Below are 19,228 nucleotides of genomic sequence, written 5' to 3'. Positions count from 1 at the left end.
TCTCCTTGATCGACGTTTCATTCAGACGTCGCAGGCCGGCCGGGCTTTGCCCGCAACCGGCCCACCACGCCACTCGGGAAGTGGTACACGCACAGCACAAAACCCAGGCCCAGCCAGAACAGCCAGCGGTCTGGCGAGACCAGGGCCGAGAGCACTGGCACGCCTTCGAGCGCCCGCGCACCCAGCGCCAACAGGTCCTGCAGATAGTTCTGCGCCAGCACGAACAGCGCAGCGCCCAGCACCGCGCCGTAGAGCGTGCCCATGCCGCCGATCACGACAATCAGCAGGATGTCCAGCATCACCTCGAAGCTCAGCGTGGTGTCCGGGCCGGTGTAGCGCAGCCACAGCGCCAGCAGCCCACCGGCGACCGTCGCCACTGCCGCGGCCAGCACGTTGGCCAGCGTGCGCCAGACCACCACGCGGTAGCCGATGGCTTCGGCCCGGAAATCGTTTTCACGGATCGCCTGCAGCACGCGGCCGAACGGCGAGTTCACGACCCGCAGCAGCGCCAGGAAGCCCAGCGCCACGACGATGAACAGGCCGTAGTACGCGATGACCTTGCCGTCGATCATCAGCCCGAAGACCGGCTCGGCTAACGGCTCGAACGACGGCGACAGCAGCGCCGGCACCTTGTAGCTCAGGCCGTCCTCGCCACCGGTCAGCTCCGAGAGCTGCGAGGCCAGCGTCTGGAAGGCCGAGGCCACGGCCAGCGTGATCATCGCGAAGAAGATGGCTTTCACGCGCAGCGAGAACAGGCCGATGACGAGGCTGAGCAGCAGCGACAGCAGCAGCGCGCCGCCCAGGCCCAGCGCCACATGGCCCCAGCCCACGCCGCTGCCGGCACGCGCACAGGCAATGGCCACGCCATACGCCCCGATGCCGAAAAACATCGTGTGCGCGAAGCTGACGATGCCGGCATAGCCCAGCAGCAGGTCGTAGCTCGCCACCAGCAGGATGAAGACCAGCACCTTGGCCGCCACGTTCAGCGCCTTCGCGCCATGGAACAGGAAGGGCGCCAGCAGCAGCGCCGCGGCAATGAGCAGCAACGCCGCAGCCAGCCAGCGGCTGCGCGGCAGGTCGTGCGAAAGCAGGCGGTTCAGCATCGTGTTCACCGCACCGGATACAGGCCTTGCGGCCGCCACAGCAGCACCGCCACCATCAGGCCGATGTTGGAGAACAGCGCCAGCTTGGGCGCCAGGAAGCCGGTGTAGTTGGCCATCAGCCCCACCGCCAGCGCGCCGACGAAGCAGCCCAGCGTGGAGCCCAGCCCGCCCATGATGATGACGATGAACAGCAGCGTGTTCAGCTGCGCGCCGATCTGCGGCACCACGCTTTGCTGGTACAGCCCCCACAGCACGCCGCCCAGCCCGGCCAGCGCCGAGCCGGCGACAAACACGCCCACGAACAGCCGCCTCACCCGGTAGCCCAGCGCCTCGACCATCTCGCGGTCCTGCACGCCGGCGCGCACCAAGAGGCCGAGCTTGGTGCGGTTCAGCAGCCACAGCAGGCCGGCGAACACCGCCAGGCCCAGCACCACCGCAAACAGCCGGTACTTCTCGACCGCAGCCGCCTCGCCGCCGAACCAGGGAACCAGCACCGCGCCGCGCAGCGCTTCGGGCATGGGCATCGGCAGTTGCTGCGGGCCCCAGATCAGCTTGATCAGCTCCTCGCCCACCGTCATGCCGCCCATGGTGATCAGGATCTGCTTCAGGTGCTGGCCGTAGACCGGCCGCACGATCACGCGCTCAAAAGCCGCGCCCAGCGCCGCGGCCACCGCCATCGCGGCCAGCATCGCCAGCGCCACCGCGCCCAGGTTCTGCAGCGCCGAGGCACTGCCCACCCAGCCGGCCATGCCAGCCAGCACGCTGGTGCCGACAAAAGCGCCCGCGGCAATGAACACGCCGTGGCCAAAGTTCAGCACGTCCATCAGGCCAAAGACCAGCGTCAGCCCCGAGGCCATGATGAAGACGATCAAGCCCATCGCCAGGCCGGCCGCGGTCAGCGTCAGCCAGCTCGCGCCATTGCCGATCAACGGGAAGGCCAGCAGCGCCAGCGCGGCCAGCAGCCACAGCGGCTTCGCGTCGAATCGCGCGCCGGGCAAGGCCACTTCGCCCGGCTGCGTCGGCAAGCTGCCGGTGGGCAAAGGCGAATCGGTCATGCCGCCACTCCCAACGACAGCCCCAGCAAGCGCTGCTGCAGTACCTCGTCGTCCGCGAGTTCCGCCATCGCGCCGGTGTGCACGATGCGGCCGTTGTCCATCACCGCCACGCGGTCGCCCAGCGCCTTGGCCATCGCCAGGTTCTGCTCCACCATCAGCACGGTGCAGCGCTGGCGCTTGAGTTCGGTAAAGGCCTCGATCAACTTCATCACCATCGCCGGCGCCAGGCCCTTGCTGGGCTCGTCGACCAGCAGCAGTTCGCACGGTGCTATCAGCGCGCGGGCAATCGCCAGCATCTGCTTCTGGCCGCCGCTGAGCTTGCCCGCCGGATGCAGCCAGAACTTGTGCAGCGCCGGGAACAGGCCGAACAGCCAGTCCAGCCGCGTGCGGTCCAGGTCCTCGGCGCGCCGCGCGGCGCGAGCGCCCAGCACAAGGTGGTCGCGCACCGTCAGCTCGCTGAAGATGCCCATGGTCTCGGGCACGTAGGCGATGCCGAGGCGCGCAATCTCTGGCGTGGTCATCGCGGTGATCGCCTGCCCTTTGAAGCGCAGCACGCCAGCCGAGGCGGGCCACAAACCCATCACCGTGCGCAACGTGCTCGTCTTGCCGGCGCCATTGCGGCCCAGCAGCATCGTGACCTGGCCGGCGGGCACATGGAGGTCCACACCATGCAAGATGTGGTACGGGCCGACGTGAGTGTGAACGCCTTCCAGCGACAACGCATTCGTCATGCCGCCTCCTGCACCGGCGCCACGCCCAGGTAGGCCTGCTGCACCAAAGGCGAGGCCATCACAGAGGCAGGCTCGCCATCGGCCACCAGCGCGCCCTGGTGCAGCACCACGATGCGGTCCGCCAGCTCGCGCAGCACGTCCATCTTGTGCTCGACCAACAGGATGGTGCGGTCGCGCCTGGTCTTCAACCGGCGGATCAGGTCCAGCACCACAGGCGCATCGTCAGCGCTCATGCCGGCGGTCGGCTCGTCGAACAGGTAGACGCGCGGGTCCAGCGCCATCAGCATCGCCACCTCCAGCTTGCGCTGGTCGCCATGCGGCAGGCTGGCGGCCAGCGCGTCGCGCTGCGGCCAGAGCTGCGTCTCGGCCAGGATCTCGCGGGTTTCCTCCAGCCAGTCCTGGCGGTCCAGCCACACGCGCCAGCAGTTCAGCCCGCCCCCATGCCGCGCCTGCACCGCCAGCCGCACGTTTTCCTGCACCGAGAGCTGCGCGAACAGCTGCGTCAGCTGGAAGGCCCGGCCCAGGCCGCGCCGCGTGCGCTGCGGCGCGCCGAGGCGTGTGATGTCCATGCCGTCCAGCAGCACCTGGCCTTCGCTGGCCGGCAGCTGGCCCGAGATCAGGTTGAAGTAGGTCGTCTTGCCCGCGCCATTGGGGCCAACGATCGCGGTCAGCGTGCCCGGCGTGAAGACGCAGGACACACGGTTGACCGCGACGTGGCCGCCGAAGCGGATGCTCAAGTGGCGTGTCTCAAGCATGGGCTTTCTTGCTCATGGGCAGGTGCCGATCACATAGTAGTTCGGGGCCGTGTTCTTCAGCGTGGTCGTGACGAAGACATTCCACAACCCCATGTTCTGATTGGAACCATTCGCCAGCGCGTAGCCACCACTCTGGTGGGCGCGACCAGCCGAGACGTGCGCGTAGTTGCTCGCGGTGGTGCAGGTGGCCGCGGCGCCGGTGGTGGTGCCGCTGGCGGGGCTGGACATGGCGCCCTGCACATTGCTTGCATCGACCGCAGCCACGGTCCAGCTGTAGGTGGTGGCGGCCGTCAGCCCGGTGTCGCTGTAGCTGGTGCCGGTGACCAGGCCGCTGCCGCTGACCAGCGCGCCGCCGCGGAAGACCCGGTAGCCAGCCGCCCCGGTCACGGCCCCCCAGGCAATGCTCATGCTGGTGTTGGTGGCATTGGACGTGGCCACGCCGGTCGGCGCGGGCAACGCACCGCCGCCGCCGCCACCACCGCTGCCCGAGCCGGACGCCACGTGGTCGACCATGGCCTTGAGCGCGGCCATCTGCGTACCGGACTTGCGTGCGAAGTCGCTGCCGTACCAGCCGATCCAGTCCCAGCAGCCGTTGGGGTTGCCCAGCGAGCCGCTGGCGGACGTGCTGTGGCTCGTGCTGTCGACCTTGGTCTGCGGGAACAGCACGATGATGTGGTTGGTGTCGGCCCAGCGGGTGTAGCCGGTGTTCTTCAGGAACTTGTCGCCGATGGTCGCGTAGTTCTGTTGGCAGCCGTGCAGCGCCACGTGCAGCTTGCACTGGGTGCCGGCGGCGCAATCGGCCGGCACGTAGAGCCAGCCGGTCGCGGCCATGCCCGGGTTGCCGTTGCTGTAGGCGGTCTGGTCGAACTCGATGTAGTTGGCGGCTGCCGGCGAATCGTTGCGGGCCGCCAAGGTGCCGTAGAACTGCGTGAGTGCGGCCTTGGCGCCGTCGTAACCGCAGTTGGCGATGTAGGGCGAGCTGCTGCTGTTGCAGGCGTTGTCTCCCGTGCCGGCGAAGTCGGTCGGGAAGACGTGCGCGGTGCTGGCGCGCTGCACGTAGCTGAGGTTGCCGGCCGGCACGCCGTTGTTGCCGTACTGGGTGTTGACGGCGTTCATCGGGTTCGGGCCGACGGTGTAGTCACTGGTGCCGACGAACAGGAATATCTTCTGGCTGGCGACATTGGCCAGCGCATCGTTCAGCGAACCGCTCCAGTTGTTCAGGTCGGCCTGCATGGTGCTCAGCATGCTGGCGCTGATGCTGGCGTTGTACATGCAGGCCGTGTAGTTGCTGTGGCCGGCGCACATGTAAGGCCCGCCGGCGAAAACGCCCACGCCCTTGAAGGTGCCTGAATAAGCGTAGCCCAGCTGGTTGGCCATGAAGCCACCGGACGAAAGGCCGGAAACCGTCGTCTGGCTGGTGTCGACGTTCAGCGCGGGCAGCGCGACGGCGGCCTGGGCTGGAACGGTGGAAAGGCTGGCGAGTGTGATCGCGGCGAACGCCGCGACGGCACCCGCGCTGCGGGCAGAAAATCTCATGGCTTTGTCTCCGTTGGTCTCGGAACTTCGCAGCGGCAAGCGGGAGGCCTGCGCCGCGCCCAGGCGGCTCAGCGCGTGTTGCGCACCGGCACGTCCATTTCTTCGGCCTTGATCTCGCGCACCAGCTCAGGCACGCCCCAAGGGAAGGCCGGGTCCACCTTGATCTTGAAGTGATACATGCTTTGCAGGGCCTGGTGGTCCTGCTTGCGGAAGGTCATCGGGCCTTTGGGCGACTCGAAGCGCAGGCCTTCCATGGTGGCAATCAGCTTGTTGGCCGAAGCATCACCGCCGGTCTTCTTCAGCGCCTCGACGATGGCGATGCCGGCCGTCATGCCGCCGGCGGTGAAGAAGTCCGGCGGCGCCTTGTACTGCTTGTAGTGGTTGGCCACCAGCCACTCGTTGACGGGGTTCTTCGGAATGCCGAAGTAGTAGTAGGTGGCGCCTTCCATGCCGGGGAAGTTCTTGTAGGCGGCCATCGCGGGCAGGATGTTGCCGCCGGTGGCGATCTCGATGCCGTAGCGCTTCAGGTCCAGGTCGGCGATCTTGAACGGGTTGCCGGCGCCGGCCCAGACGATCCAGATCAGCTTGCGGCCCGGCAGGTCCTTGAGCTTGTCGATCAGGCGCTGGGCGCCGGCGGTGAAGTCGGTGGTGCTGGTCGGCAGGTATTCCTCGTGCACGACCTTGGCCTTCTTGATCGCTTCCTTGAAGGCCTTCACGCCGTCACGGCCAAACGCATAGTCCTGCGCCAGCGTGGCGATCACGGTGCCGGGCTTGTCCAGCGCCACCGCGTTGGAGATCGCGTCCTGGCTGCTGTTGCGGCCGGTGCGGAAGATGTACTTGTTCCACTTGTCGCCGGTGATGCTGTCGGCCACCGCCGGCTCCACCAGCAGGATCTTCTTGTACTCCTCGGCGACCGGCAGCATCGCCAGCGCCACGCCGGAAGACGTGGGGCCGATGGCGACGTCGGCCTTGTCGTCGCCATAGGCGGCAGCCAGCAGGCTCTTGCCCAGGTCCGGCTTGCCCTGGTCATCTTTCTCGATCAGGACCAGCTTCTTGCCGGCCACGGTCATCGTGCCACCGGTCGCGTAGTCCAGCCCCATCTGCAGGCCGATCGCCGTCTGCTTGCCGTAGGCCTCCAGCGGGCCGGTGCGGCTGTAGACATGGGCGATGCGGATCTCGCCGTCCGCGGCAGCGGCGGCCAAGGTGACCAGTGCGGCCGCAGCGGCGAGAACCTGCTTGCAAAAAGCCTTGAGCGGCATGCCGTGTGTCTCCTGCGTGTTCTTGTGTGCCTGCAACACCGCAAAGCCCGTGCCGCAAGCGGGCAGGGCCGGGAAAACACCGAAGGCACGTGGCGTCAGCGGCCGCCGGCGGTGTCGTGCGAAAGCTTCAGGGTTGTCCGTCCGGCAGACAGCGTCTGTTTTCCAGACACCCATCGCCGCATGTGCATGGCCACCAGACAGGGTTTCAACCCAGCTGGCCCAGCTTCTCGTACAGCGTGGCCCGGGCAATGCCCAGCAGACGCGCAGCGGCCAGCTTGTTGCCCTTGGTGGCGCTGAGTGCAGCGCGGATCGAACTCGCTTCCAGTTCGGCCACTGCGACCGGCAGCGGCTTCAACAGGCTTTGCATCAAGGCTTCGCCCAGCGGCCGGGCGCCCTGCAGCAAAGCCTCGGAAGGCTCGTCTCGCAGCGGCATGCGGGCCCGCGTCGGCATGTCCATCGGCACGGGCAGCAGGTCGCCGAAATGCCGGGCGGCGAGGCGCAGGTCGTCGGTCATCAGGCAGGCGCGTTCCAGCGCGTTACCCAGTTCGCGGATGTTGCCGGGCCAGCGTTGCGCGGCCAGCAGGTCCATCGCGTCGGCGCTGAGGCTTTTGTGCGGCTGGCTGTTGCGGCGGGCAATGTCGGCCAGCAGGTGGTCGGACAAGGCGTCCAGGTCCGGCATGCGCTCGCGCAGCGCGGGCAGGCGGATCGGCAGCACGTTGAGGCGGTAGTAAAGGTCCGCCCGGAAGCTGCCTTCGGTGACCATCACCGCCAGGTCGCGGCTGGTCGCGGCAATCACCCGCAGGTCCAGCTTCTCGACCTTGTTGCTGCCCAGCGGCTCCACTTCCTGTTCCTGCAGCACGCGCAGCAGCTTGGCCTGCAGCGCCAGCGGCATGTCGCCAATCTCGTCCAGGAACAGCGTGCCGCCGTCGGCCAGCTTGAACTTGCCTTCGCGGCCCTTGCGCTCGGCGCCGGTGTAGGCGCCAGCTGCCACGCCGAAGAACTCAGCTTCGAGCAAGGTGTCCGGCACCGCGGCAATGTTCACCCCCACGAACGGCCGCGCGGCGCGCGCGCTGTCGGCATGGATGGCCTGGGCCAGCAGCTCCTTGCCGGTGCCGGTCTCGCCCAGCAGCAGCACGGTGCTGGACGTGCCCGCTGCGCGGCGGGCCTGGCGCTTCACTTCGATGGCGGCCGGGCTGTTGCCGATGAAGCTGGCAATCGTGTAGCGGGTGCGGCGGTGCACCGCCAGCTCGCGGCGCGCGTCGTCCAGCTCGCGCTGCAGGCGCACGAACTTGGCCATCAGCGGCTGCAGGCCGGCGCCGGGGTGGTCCAGCAGCACCATGCCCAGTGCGCCAATGACCTCGCCTGCATCATTGCGCAGCGGCAATCGGCTGACCAGGAAGGTGCCGGCCTTGTTGGTCAGCAGGTCCACCAGCATCGGCTGGCCGCTGTCGATGACCTCGGCCATCAGCGTGTTGGGCACCACCTGCTCCACCGGCTGGCCGACGAAGTCGTGCTCGTCGCTGAAACCCAGCGCCGGCAGGAAACGCTTGTAGCCTTCGCTGATCCAGACGATGCGGTGGTGCTTGTCCACCACCAGCATGCCTTGCGCCGTGTTCGCGAAAACGTCGAACATGCTGCGCGCGGCCAGCTTCAGCACTTCATCGGCATCTTGCGGCAGGGCCATGGCGGCAGCGGGAACAGGCATCGGGCCAGTTTACGGAGCACGGACTGCTGGCGCGGGCGGGGCTCGGGTTTGTCCGGGCCAGGTTTGTCCGCTTGAAACAGCCTGTGGGCGGCTGCGGGTTGACCCCAGGTCCGTCGCCGTAATTACAAAATTACGATGCAGCCCATGGCCCTTGCCCCTCCCGTCGCCCCCTCGCTGCGCGGCGCTTCCCTGCACGACGGCGTGGCCACGCGGCTGCGCATGATGATGTTCGAGCAGGAATTGCTGCCGGGCCAGTGGATCGACGAGAAGGCGCTGGCCACCGAATGGCAGATCAGCCGCACCCCTCTGCGCGAGGCGCTGAAGGTGCTGGCGGCCGAGGGGCTGGTCGAGCTGGTGCCGCAGCGCGGCTGCCGCGTCGTCGAGCTGGACGACCACGACGCCGAGCAGCTGTTCCCGGTGATGGCCATGCTGGAAGGCCGCTGCGCCGGCGAGGCCACGCGCCAGATGAACGACGCCAGCCGCGCCGAGCTGCGCCACTGGCACGAGGAGCTGGAGCGCCACGCCGAGGCCGGCGACCGCGATGGCTACTACCGTGCCAACCACGAATTCCACAGCCTGGTGCAACGCCTGGCCGGCAACCGCTGGCTGGCCCGCTGCACCGGCGACCTGCGCCGCTTCGTGCGCCTGATGCGCGGCCGCCAGCTGCTGATGCCGGGCCGCATGCAGGCCTCGATTGGCGAGCACCGCGAGCTGCTGGCCGCGCTGCTGGCCAGCGACGCCGAACGCGCCGAACGCGCGATGCACGACCACCTGATGGCCCAGCTCGTCGCGCTGAAGGCGCTTCGGGACCAGGAAGCCCAAGAGACCTACGCCAAGGCCCACCCGAATGCTTGACGGACTGCTTCAGAAAGCCCAGGCGCGCAGCCACGAACGCGCGGTGCGCCAGCTGCGCCAGGACTGCCATGACCTGCTCTCGCTGCGCGGCGAAGCCAGCAGCCCGGTGATCGCCAGGCGCGTCATCGAACAGCTGGCGATCTTGAGAGACGACGGCCCGGTGCGCAGGCTGGACGACTTCTTCGAACTGCTGCTGGCCGACTTCAGCCCCAACCCGGCGGCGGTGCTCGAAGGCGCCCAAGCCTACGCGGCAAAGCCCGATGCCGAAGCGCTGATCCGACTCAGCGAGCTGGTCGAGCCGCCGCGCCAGGAGCTGTTCCGTCGCATCAACCGTGCGCCTGGCGGCACCGCGGCCTTGATCGCGCTGCGCCATGCGCTGCTGGAGCGGCTGCCCAAGCGGCCGGCGCTGAAGGCGGTGGAAGCCGACCTGCTGCACCTGCTGGGCAGCTGGTTCAACCCCGGCTTCCTGGAGATGCGCGAAGTCAGCTGGCAGTCGCCAGCGCAGTTGCTGGAGCAGCTGATCCGCCACGAGGCGGTGCACGAAATCGACGGCTGGGACGACCTGCGCCGCCGCCTGCAGCCCGACCGCCGCTGCTTCGCGTTTTTCCACCCGCAGCTGCCCAACGAGCCGTTGATCTTCGTGGAAGTGGCGCTGGTGCCGGCGATGGCCGACGCGATCGCGCCGCTGATCGCCAAGCGCGCCGAGCCGCTGCCGCCGGGCGACTGGAAGGTTGCCGTGTTCTATTCGATCAGCAACTGCCAGCCGGGGCTGCGCGGCGTGTCGCTGGGGAACTTCCTGATCAAGCGCGTGGTCGAGCAGCTCAAGCACGAGCTGCCGCAGCTCAAGACTTTCTGCACCCTCTCGCCCATTCCCGGCTTCATGGCCTGGCTGGGCAAGGCCGGGCCGTTTGCCGAGCTGCCCGGCGTGCGCACCACGGCCGCCGCGAAACTGGAAGCCGCGCGCACCCTCCTGCTTGCAGCGGGCGACGGCGACCTCGCCGCCCTCACCCGCCCGGCCGCGCACGAGGCAATGCGCCCGGAAGTGCAGCAGGCGCTGCTGCAGCTGGCCGCCTTCTACCTGAACCATTTTTCGCCGCAGCCCGGCGGCGACCCGGTGGCCCGTTTCCACCTGGACAACGGCGCCCGCCTGGAGCGGCTGAACCCGAATGCCAACCTGGCTGCCAAAGGCTTGAAGCAATCGGCCGGCATGATGGTGAACTACCTGTACGACCTGGCGCGCATCGACACCTGCCACGCGCGTTTCGTGAACGGCGAGGTGGTGCATTCCCGCGCCATCGCCGCGCTGCTGTGACCCCGCACCCATTCCAACAAGTCATCCCAAAGGAACCCAGCGTGACCCCAAGCTTCCACCGCCGCCGCCTGCTGTCGGCCCTGACCCTCGCCAGCCTCACCGCCATGACCGGCACTGCGCTGGCGGCCGACGCCTGGCCGGCCAAGCCCGTCACCATCATCGTGCCCTTCCCGGCCGGCGGCGGCACTGACGCCTTCGCCCGCCCGCTGTCGGCCGTGCTCTCGCACAACACCGGCAAGCAGTTCCTGATCGACAACAAGGGCGGCGCCGGCGGCACCGTGGGCGCAAGCATTGCCGCCCATGCTGCGGCGGACGGCTACACCTTCTTCATGGGCGCGGTGCACCACGCCATCGCCCCGGCCATGTACCCGAAGCTGGACTACAAGCTGGACACCGACTTCGTGCCGGTCGGCCTGATCTCCAGCGTGCCGCAGGTCATCGTCGTGAACCCGCAGAAGGTGCCGGTCAAGGACCTGGCCGGGCTGCTCGACTATGTGCGCAAGAACCCGGGCAAGCTGAACTACGGCTCTGCCGGCAACGGCACCTCGCACCACCTGGCCGGCGAGCTGTTCAAGCTGCAGACCAAGACCTTCATCACCCACATCCCGTACCGCGGCGCCGGCCCGGCGCTGCAGGACTTGATGGCCGGCCAGGTCGACCTGATGTTCGACGGCCTGGCCTCTTCGGCTACCCACATCAAGAGCGGCCGCATCAAGGCGCTGGCCGTCGCCTCAGACAAGCGCGCGCCGGGTTTCCCGGACGTGCCCACCTCCATCGAAGCCGGCGTGCCGAGCTACCAGGTCGCCACCTGGTACGGCCTGTGGGCGCCCAAGGGAACGCCCAAGGAAATCGTCGCCGCGATGCAGGCCGAGTTGAAGAAGGCCTTTGCCAGCGACGAGCTGAAAGGCATCTGGAACGGCCTGGGCGCCAACATGCCCAACCTCTGGGGCGACGACTTCGGCAAGTTCGCCGCGTCCGAAACCAAGCGCTGGGGCGAGGTCGTCAAGGCTTCTGGCGCAAAGCTCGATTGATGCGCTTCTCTGCATGACCGGCCAAGTCCACTTCCTGCCTGCCGACGCACAGGGCGTGGCCCGCGTGGTGTTCGACCACCCGGGCAAGCTCAACGCGCTGAACGCGCAGATGTGGCGCGAGCTGCGCACCGGATTCGACGCGCTGGCCACGCAGCCCCAGGTGCGCGTGCTGCTGCTGCAGGGTGCGGGCGGCGCCTTCGTGGCGGGCGGCGACATCGAGGAGTTCCCGGCCTTCCGCTTCCAGGCCGACACGCTGGCCCACTTCCACGAAGAGCTGGTGGCACCGGCGCTGGAGGCCATGTGGTGGTGCGACCTGCCGATGGTCGCGCAGATCGAGGGCGCCTGCGTGGGCGGCGGGCTGGAGATCGCCGCCTGCTGCGACCTGCGCCTGTGCGGCGAGGCCAGCCGCTTCGGCGTGCCCATCGCCAAGCTGGGCTTTCCGATGGCGCCCCGCGAGATCGAGATCGTCGCCCGCGTGATCGGCGAGACGGTGCTGCGCGAGCTGCTGCTCGAAGCCCGCGTGCTCAACGCCCAGGAGGCCCGCGAGCGCGGCCTGGTGACCCGCGTGCTGCCGGACGCCCTGGTGGCAGACGAGGCGCTGCGCTGCGCCAGGCAGATCGCCCGCCTCTCGCCGCAGGCCATGAAGCTCAACAAGCAGGCGCTGCGCCGCTTTGCCAGCGGCCCGCCCAGCCAGCGCGCGGAGCGCGAGCCGCACTACGCCTACGCGCCCTCGGCCGAGCACCGCGAGGGCCTGGCCGCATTCAACGAAAAACGACCGGCGCGCTTCGACGCTCCGGCCCAAGAACCCCCACCTTCCAGCGAATCCTCATCATGAGCCAGCACACCCTCTTTGCCGCGCTGCGCGCCGGCTTCCCCGCCGACCTGGACGGCATTGCCATCGAAACCGTGGACGGCCCCGGCGCGCCACTGCACTACACCTGGCGCGACCTGGACCATGCCAGCGCGCGCATCGCCAACCTGCTCGATTCTCTGGACCTGCCGCCAGCCAGCCGCGTGGCGGTGCAGGTCGAAAAAAGCGTGGAGGCGCTGATGCTCTACCTCGGCGTGCTGCGCGCCGGCCACGTCTTCCTGCCGCTGAACACCGCCTACCAAGCCGGCGAGATCGAATACTTCCTGGGCAATGCCGAGCCGGCGGTTGTCGTCTGCTCGCCGCAGAACTTCACCTGGGTCAGCCGCCTGGCCTTCCAGTGCGGCAGCAGCCATGTCTACACACTGGGCGACAACCGCAGCGGCACGCTGCTGGACCGCGCCAGCTTCCACCTGGACAGCCACACGCCAGCCCAGCCCGCCGAGGACGACCTGACCGCCATCCTCTACACCAGCGGCACGACCGGCCGCAGCAAGGGCGCGATGCTGACGCAGCGTAACCTGCTGTCCAACGCGCAGACGCTGAAGGCCTACTGGGGTTGGCAGGCTGGCGACGTGCTGATCCACGCGCTGCCCATCTTCCACGTGCACGGCCTGTTCGTCGCCATCCACGGTGCGCTGCTGAACGGCAGCAAGATGATCTGGCTGAACAAGTTCGACCCCAAGGCCGTGCTGGCCAAGCTGCCCGAGGCCACCGTCTTCATGGGCGTGCCCACGCTGTATGTGCGGCTGCTGGGCGAGGCCGGCCTCAACAAGGAAGCCTGTCGCCACATGCGCCTGTTCATCAGCGGCTCGGCGCCCTTGCTGATCGAGACCTTCCAGCTCTGGCAGCAACGCACCGGCCACACCATTCTGGAGCGCTACGGCATGAGCGAGACCGTGATGCTGACCTCCAACCCCTACCGCGCCGAAGACGGCGAGCGCCGCGGCGGCACGGTCGGCTTCCCGCTGCCCGGCGTGGGCCTGCGCGTGCTGGACGATGCGGGCCAGCCCATGCCGGCTGGCGAGATCGGCGGCATCCAGGTCAAGGGGCCCAACGTCTTCAAGGGCTACTGGCGCATGCCGGAGAAAACCGCCGAGGAGTTCACCGCCGACGGCTGGTTCAAGACCGGCGATGTCGGCAAGGTGGACGCTGCCGGCTATGTCAACATCGTCGGCCGCAGCAAGGACCTGGTGATCAGCGGCGGCTACAACGTCTACCCGGCCGAGATCGAGGGTTACCTGAATGATCTGCCCGGCGTGGCCGAGAGCGCGGTGATCGGCGTGCCGCACCCGGACTTCGGCGAGGCGGTGGTGGCCGTGGTCGTGGCCCGGCCCGGCGAAGCACCAGACGCAGCGGCACTGATCGCGGCGATGAAGGGCCAGATCGCGGCATTCAAGGTGCCCAAGAAGGTCTTCGTCGTGACCGAGCTGCCGCGCAACACCATGGGCAAGGTGCAGAAGAACCTGCTGCGCGAACAGCACAAGGGCTTGTTCGTGGCAGGCTGAACCACGCACGGGATGCTCCGGCTTCCCCTGGGGCCGCTGCCCATGCAGAATGGCCCGAACAGGAGATCCACCGACGATGCGGATGACCCGTTGGGACCTTGCCTTGCTGGCATGCTGGGGCACCACTGGCGCCGCGCTGGCCGCCGGCCCCGCCGTCCCCGTCATCCCTGCGGCGGACACACCCGCCGCACCGCCCGCGGCCTCCAGCTGGTCAGACTGCGTCGCCCACCAGCCGCCACTGAGCTGCGCCGACGCGCGTGAACCCGCCGCGCTGGCCCTGGCCGGCGAACAGCGCGCCAAACGCGAAGACGACACGCTGACATTGCAACTGTTCGGCCCTGGGGAGCCGGCGCTGGTGCTGATCGACCAGCCCGCCGCCCCGCGTGCCGCGAGCAGCCCCGCCGTCTCGGCCGGCGGCCTGCGCTACCGCCTGCTGGGCCCGCTGGAACATGCCGACGCCTGGCTGGTGGCCCAGGTCGCCGCCGGGGACGACACCCGTGCACCCCGGCTGCGGCTGTTCAGCGCCGGCAACCCCGCCGGTCTGCTGCTGGCCGACTGGCCCTGGGTGGCGCCCAACGGCCGCCTGATCGTTGTCGTCGACAGCCCGGAAGGCGGCCATGCGCCCGGCAGCGTCACGCTGCTGCAGAAGGCCGGCCCCCGCTGGTCGCAGGTTTTCCGCTACGAGCCTGCCGCGAGCACGCACCTCTATTTCCGCAGCTGGCGCGCCGACAGCGCCGCGCTGCGCCTGGATTGGCAACGCAGCGGCCCGAACTGCACCGGCGCAGCACAAGGCACGCTGCAACTGCGCGACGGCCCCTACGGCTGGGATTTCCTGCCTGAACCACCGTCAGCCTGCGCCAACAATCCGGTGGACCGCAACTGAGCCTTGCTCGCGCGTCCATCAACCGCGCTCAAGCGCCGCCCCTTCGGCAACAACGCAAAAACGCAAAAACGGCCCAAAGCCCGACATCACCCGACCTGTCAACTCTGGCAGATAGGCGCTGAAGGCCGACCTCACTACAGTCCGCCACGCACAACACCACCTCGCCAGCGCGGACCTCTCGGTGCGCAGGGGTGAACCACCGAAAGTTGTGTGCAGTTTCGAAGGCAGCCACGACGGACAGTTGTTGTTCATCGCGCCCCGCCATGTCGCAACACTCGTTGGGAGCCCCCACCCATGCCCTCCGAAGCATCGCGCCCCCGCTCGGGCCGAGGCCTGCAAAGCCCACGCCCATTCGGTCATCTTTTTGATCGCCTGCCCGGGGCCCGCACACCCCATGGCCTGCAGGCCCGAACCACCAACGATCAGCTCCATGACCTGCGCAGCGCCGCACAACTGGCGCTGCAGGTCGAGTTTTCGACCATACCCGTGTACCTCAGCGGCCTGTACTCGATTTCCGACACCGGTTCGAAGGCCTACCAGGCGCTGCGCAGCGTGGTCATGGAAGAGATGTTCCACGTCAACCAGGCCGCCAACCTCGTCGTCGCACTGGGCGGCCAGCCGCGCTTCACGCAAGCGTTCGCGCCCGTCTATCCCGGCTACCTGCCGCACGCAAACGAGAACACCACGCCCTTGCTCGGGCTGTACCGCGCATCGATCGACGTGTTCTCGAACGTCTATGCCGCCATCGAGACGCCCGCGCCCTGGGATGCGCCAGCACAGGGCGACCACTACGACACGATCGCGCAGCTGTACCAGTCGCTGGTGAATGCGATCGAAGCGTTTCCGGGCGACCCATTCAGCGCCAAAACGCCCGAGTTCCGGCAGCGCACCGACATCTACCTGGGCAAGTTCGGCGGCAAGGTGATCGAAGTGCGCGACAAGGCCAGCGCCCTGGCCGGCATCGACCAGATCGTGCGCCAGGGCGAAGGCAAGGTACCTGCCGACCAGCCCCTGGTGGCGCGCCAGCCCTATGGCGCCTACAACCAGTACGGCATGCGCAGCGATGGCACCTACGGGCCCATCCTGGGCACGCCCGAGGAGCTGAGCCACTTCATGAAGTTCCGCGAGGTTTCGCTGGACCTGGCGAACTTCCCGCCCACCCTGCCCGCCACCTCCAACCCACGGCTGGAGGACTTCTCCAATCCCGAAGCGCTGAGCCTGGCCAAGACCTTCAACCAGCACTACAGCGTGATGCTGCGCGGCTTCGAAAAAACCTTCATGCGCGGCGAGCACGACCCCTTCTTCGGCGTCGTGCTCAACCTGATGCACGAGGTGCTGCCGAACCTGGCCATCTCCTTGATGAACACGCCGGCCCATGCCAATGGCGACAGCGCGGTCGGCCCCAACGCCGCGCCGACCTGGAGCTGGGACGAAGGCGCCGACACGCGCACGCTGGCGCACGGCTTACGGCAGGAAATCCTCAAGGCGCCCAGCGGCAGCGTGCGCGCGGCGCACCTGGTGCGCGCGATGCGCGGCCTGGACAAGCTGGCTGCCACCGGCGCCGGCCATGTGCTTTGAACCGGAGGCAAGACCATGAGCAACTACAAGATCTACCCGAGCATTGGCGTGGCACGCGTGGGCAATGCGCCGGCCAAGTTCTACATCGGCCCCGAGGCCTATCGGGGCCTGCCGACGCTGCCCGACGGCGCGCCCTTCACCGAGCGCGACTTCCGCGACGACCAGGGCCGCATGTGCCGCCAGGCGGCGCGCTTTCGCATCTACCGCGAAGGTCCGGACGGCGCCGAAGAGATCACCCTCGGCACGCCCGGCATTGCGGCCATCACCTGGACGGCCCACATCGCGAACAAGAAGGCGAGCTGGTACACCTTCGTGACCAACGAAGGCGAACAGGGCTACGCACCCAACCACCCGCTGCGCAATGCCGCAGAGCCGGACCGCAACAAGCTGATGATCGACGCCGGGCCGCGCACGATCGCCGGGGCCGCGCAATCCGGCGTGCATTTCGATGCGGCGAGTGCACCGCCGGACTACCGCGGCGTGAACTTCCCGCCCGGGCCGCTCAACCCGACCGGCGAGACCATCGCCAGCCTGGGCGAATTGCGCACGGATGACGCCGGGCGCCTGCTGGTGCTGGGCGGATTCGGCATCTCGGGCACGCCCTCGCCCGATCCGAAGATCCACGACTACGCCAACAACGACGGCTGGTGGGACGACACCTCGGACGGCCCCATCTTCGCGGTGATCCGGCTGACCGATGGCACCGAGGTCCAGGCCGATGCCTCCTGGGTGCTGGTGGGCCCGCCTTCGTACGCGCCGCAGATCCCCAACCTGGTCTCGCTGTGGGACACCATCTTCGACGCCGGCGTGCGCGCGGGCAAGGTGCCGCAAATCCTCGACCAGGGCCTGTGGAAGTCCGGCCCCTCGGGCTACCGGCCCAACTTCCAGACGGAGATCCAGCCGCTGCTGGAGCGCGGCACGCTCTACCCCTGGGTGGCGGCCATCCCGCCCAAGCCGCACAGCTTCAACTTCGCGCAACTGGGCACCGTGCCCAGCTCGCCGGACAGCGATGAGTACAAGGGCCTGCGCACCTGGATCCTCGACGTGCTGCGGCCACCCAGTTCGGAGAACGTCATCGTCGGCAACAGCAGCGGCAGCAGTGGCCGCACGATGATGCCGTACCTGGCGGGCGACAACTGCCTGATCCCCGGCACGCTCACCTCCAAGTACCTGCGGGTGACGGACACGCAGTTCTTCTTCCTGCAGCAGTGGGCGGCCGGATGGTTCTCCAACGAAGCACCGTCTCCCGAGTCGCCCATCGGCCTGACCCGCAACGTGCTGGAAAACTGCGTCGGCGGTGCCTTCTCGCCGGGCATCGAGATGGGCTGGATCTCACGCAACACGGCCATCTACCAAGCCGACGACCCGCTGCGCATCAACGCCTGCCCGGTGCTCGAGGGCCCGCTGAGCGCCGGCTTCGACCCGGCCCGCATGCAGCCCGGCGACATCTGCCGCTACATGGCCGTGCCGTGGCAGGCGGACTTCAACGAATGCTCCTCGCAGCCCATGGACGGGCGGGTCATCTGGTGGTGGCCAGCGCAGCGGCCGGAGTTCGTCTACCTGGAGCCGCCCGCACCGCGCGCTGCCGGCCTGGCCGCCGCCCCACCTCCGCCAGGGCAGCACAGCGGCGCGCAGGTCGCCTGGGTCGGCACGGACTTTGACCAGCTGCGCGACGACTTCATCTCCTTCGCCGACGATGTGGACATGGTGAAGTACTGGCAAGGCCTGGGCTTCGTGATGGAAAAGACCGTGCAGGGCGAACTGCGCTTCGTTGAGGTCGCCCGCGCCCTGCCACGACCCTTCTTCCCGCCCGCCGCAGGTGACGCCGCTTGACGTGCTGATCTGCGGCGCGGGGCCGGCGGGTTGCGCCACGGCCCTGGCGCTGCGGCAGGCTGGTGTGCGAGACGTCGGCCTGGTCGACTGGCCGCTGGCGCGCCCTTGGGCCATCGGCGAGTCGGCCACGCCCGACGTGGGGACCATGCTTTCGCGGCTGGGTCTGCCCGGCGCGATGCAGGCGCACGCCCCCTACCAGGCCAACCTGTCGCTGTGGGGGGAACAGCGGCAGATCGACGACTTCCTCCACCGCGGGCAAGGCAGCGGCTGGCACCTGGACCGCCAGGCCTTCGACACCATGCTGCGCGAAGCCGCCGTGGCCCAGGGCGTGCGCCTGATGCGGCCGGCCAAGATCGACCAGCTGGCCTGGCAAGGCGCAAGCTGGGCGCTGCGCCTGAACGACGGCAGCACCTGGCGCCCGCGGGTGCTGGTGGACGCCAGCGGCCGGCGTGCCGAGTTGGCCACGCGCCTGGGTGCCACGCGAAGGCAGGTCGATGCGCTGGTGGCGCTCGGCGCCATCGTGCCGCGGCCGGCGGCAGGCGGCCTGGCGGGCCTGTCGCTCATCGAGCCCGTCTCTTTCGGCTGGTGGTACGCCGCGCCATTGGCCGGTGAACGCGCCGTGGTCTGCCTGATGACGGACCGCGATCTCGCCCAAGCGCATCGCCTGCGCTCCGGCGACCCCTTCCGACAGGCCTGGTGCGACACCGAGGAGCTGGTGCGCCGCCTGCCGCCGCCGGCAAATGCACTGCGAATCGCCAGCTTCCCGGCCCACAGCACCTGCCTGGATCGCGCCACAGGCCCGGGCTGGATGGCGGTCGGCGATGCGCTGATGGCTTTCGACCCGCTCACATCTTCAGGCATCTCGGGCGCGCTGGCCGATGGCCTGGCCGCGGCCGACACGCTGGCCGCCTGGCTGGCAGGACAGCCCATGGTGCCATCGGGGCGGGCCTGGGCGCAGCGCGCCGACACCAGCTGGCGGCGCTACCTCGAGCAGCGCCGCATGCACTACGCAGCCGAACGCCGATGGCCGGACAGCCCGTTCTGGTCGGCCCGGCAGACCGCGCCACCCCCGGACCCGCGCCCCGCGAATTCACCGCGATTCGAGTGAATCGCCGGCCTGAGCTGGCCGCAGGTATCGGTGTCCTCGCCCAGGCGCATGGATCAGTGACGCGATCTTGGAGGGTGGTTCGGCGTATTCGCCGAACCGGGTGCCCCA

The 19,228-nt window shown here is 68.6% G+C and carries 16 protein-coding genes; 9 read left to right on the top strand and 7 right to left on the bottom strand.

Features of this window, described 5'->3' with window-relative positions:
- Nucleotides 1-17 precede the first annotated feature (17 nt).
- The 7 genes from LRH25_RS03820 to LRH25_RS03790 all read right to left on the bottom strand — a co-directional run bounded on the left by LRH25_RS03820 (nucleotide 18) and on the right by LRH25_RS03790 (nucleotide 8,144).
- Entirely contained in the window at nucleotides 18-1,103 is a 1,086-nt protein-coding gene (locus LRH25_RS03820) for a branched-chain amino acid ABC transporter permease (protein ID WP_141286374.1), read from the bottom strand.
- A gap of 5 nt (nucleotides 1,104-1,108) precedes the next feature.
- Entirely contained in the window at nucleotides 1,109-2,158 is a 1,050-nt protein-coding gene (locus LRH25_RS03815; protein ID WP_141286372.1) for a branched-chain amino acid ABC transporter permease, read from the bottom strand.
- The gene (locus LRH25_RS03810; RefSeq protein ID WP_141286370.1) at nucleotides 2,155-2,889 is read right to left on the bottom strand and encodes an ABC transporter ATP-binding protein; all 735 of its coding nucleotides are present in this window, start codon (nucleotides 2,887-2,889) and stop codon (nucleotides 2,155-2,157) included. The genes LRH25_RS03815 and LRH25_RS03810 overlap by 4 nt, the downstream gene beginning before the upstream one ends.
- The gene (locus tag LRH25_RS03805) at nucleotides 2,886-3,644 is read right to left on the bottom strand and encodes an ABC transporter ATP-binding protein (protein WP_141286368.1); all 759 of its coding nucleotides are present in this window, start codon (nucleotides 3,642-3,644) and stop codon (nucleotides 2,886-2,888) included. Before LRH25_RS03805 ends, LRH25_RS03810 begins: the two co-directional genes overlap by 4 nt.
- A 12-nt stretch (nucleotides 3,645-3,656) precedes the next feature.
- Nucleotides 3,657-5,180 (bottom strand): extracellular catalytic domain type 2 short-chain-length polyhydroxyalkanoate depolymerase, encoded by a 1,524-nt coding sequence (locus LRH25_RS03800; protein ID WP_141286366.1) that lies wholly within the window; start codon nucleotides 5,178-5,180, stop codon nucleotides 3,657-3,659.
- A gap of 68 nt (nucleotides 5,181-5,248) precedes the next feature.
- Nucleotides 5,249-6,439, bottom strand: coding sequence for a substrate-binding domain-containing protein (locus LRH25_RS03795; RefSeq protein ID WP_141286364.1), 1,191 nt, complete (start codon nucleotides 6,437-6,439; stop codon nucleotides 5,249-5,251).
- A gap of 205 nt (nucleotides 6,440-6,644) precedes the next feature.
- The gene (locus tag LRH25_RS03790; RefSeq protein ID WP_141286362.1) at nucleotides 6,645-8,144 is read right to left on the bottom strand and encodes a sigma-54 interaction domain-containing protein; all 1,500 of its coding nucleotides are present in this window, start codon (nucleotides 8,142-8,144) and stop codon (nucleotides 6,645-6,647) included.
- Between the two features lie 144 nt (nucleotides 8,145-8,288).
- Here LRH25_RS03790 and LRH25_RS03785 point away from each other — a divergent pair, with 144 nt between their 5' ends.
- From LRH25_RS03785 to LRH25_RS03745, 9 genes are all read left to right on the top strand, one after another.
- Nucleotides 8,289-8,999 carry a GntR family transcriptional regulator gene (locus LRH25_RS03785; protein WP_231010198.1) on the top strand — a complete coding sequence of 237 codons (711 nt, stop codon included), beginning with the start codon at nucleotides 8,289-8,291 and terminating at the stop codon, nucleotides 8,997-8,999.
- A complete protein-coding gene (locus LRH25_RS03780; RefSeq protein ID WP_141290777.1) occupies nucleotides 8,992-10,311 on the top strand; it encodes a malonyl-CoA decarboxylase in 1,320 nt (439 codons plus the stop codon). Before LRH25_RS03785 ends, LRH25_RS03780 begins: the two co-directional genes overlap by 8 nt.
- Nucleotides 10,312-10,415: 104 nt before the next feature.
- A complete protein-coding gene (locus LRH25_RS03775) occupies nucleotides 10,416-11,342 on the top strand; it encodes a Bug family tripartite tricarboxylate transporter substrate binding protein (protein ID WP_141290781.1) in 927 nt (308 codons plus the stop codon).
- Nucleotides 11,343-11,355: 13 nt separating this feature from the next.
- A complete protein-coding gene (locus LRH25_RS03770) occupies nucleotides 11,356-12,177 on the top strand; it encodes an enoyl-CoA hydratase/isomerase family protein (protein WP_231010197.1) in 822 nt (273 codons plus the stop codon).
- Complete coding sequence (locus LRH25_RS03765; RefSeq protein ID WP_141291701.1) at nucleotides 12,174-13,718, top strand: malonate--CoA ligase; 1,545 nt, start codon at nucleotides 12,174-12,176, stop codon at nucleotides 13,716-13,718. Before LRH25_RS03770 ends, LRH25_RS03765 begins: the two co-directional genes overlap by 4 nt.
- Nucleotides 13,719-13,794: 76 nt before the next feature.
- Entirely contained in the window at nucleotides 13,795-14,601 is an 807-nt protein-coding gene (locus LRH25_RS03760) for a hypothetical protein (protein WP_231010196.1), read from the top strand.
- A gap of 294 nt (nucleotides 14,602-14,895) precedes the next feature.
- Entirely contained in the window at nucleotides 14,896-16,179 is a 1,284-nt protein-coding gene (locus tag LRH25_RS03755) for a ferritin-like domain-containing protein (protein ID WP_141290137.1), read from the top strand.
- A 15-nt stretch (nucleotides 16,180-16,194) separates the two neighbouring features.
- Nucleotides 16,195-18,012 (top strand): LodA/GoxA family CTQ-dependent oxidase, encoded by a 1,818-nt coding sequence (locus LRH25_RS03750; protein WP_170201042.1) that lies wholly within the window; start codon nucleotides 16,195-16,197, stop codon nucleotides 18,010-18,012.
- Nucleotides 17,999-19,120: a tryptophan 7-halogenase gene (locus tag LRH25_RS03745; protein WP_231010195.1), complete on the top strand. Its 1,122-nt coding sequence runs from the start codon at nucleotides 17,999-18,001 to the stop codon at nucleotides 19,118-19,120. Before LRH25_RS03750 ends, LRH25_RS03745 begins: the two co-directional genes overlap by 14 nt.
- Nucleotides 19,121-19,228: the final 108 nt, after the last annotated feature.

Origin of the sequence: Ideonella azotifigens (genome assembly GCF_021043325.1) — a bacterium.
Classification (GTDB): domain Bacteria; phylum Pseudomonadota; class Gammaproteobacteria; order Burkholderiales; family Burkholderiaceae_C; genus Ideonella; species Ideonella azotifigens.
The sequence above is the reverse complement of the archived record's forward strand: the minus strand, read 5'-3'. Positions and strand labels throughout refer to the sequence as shown.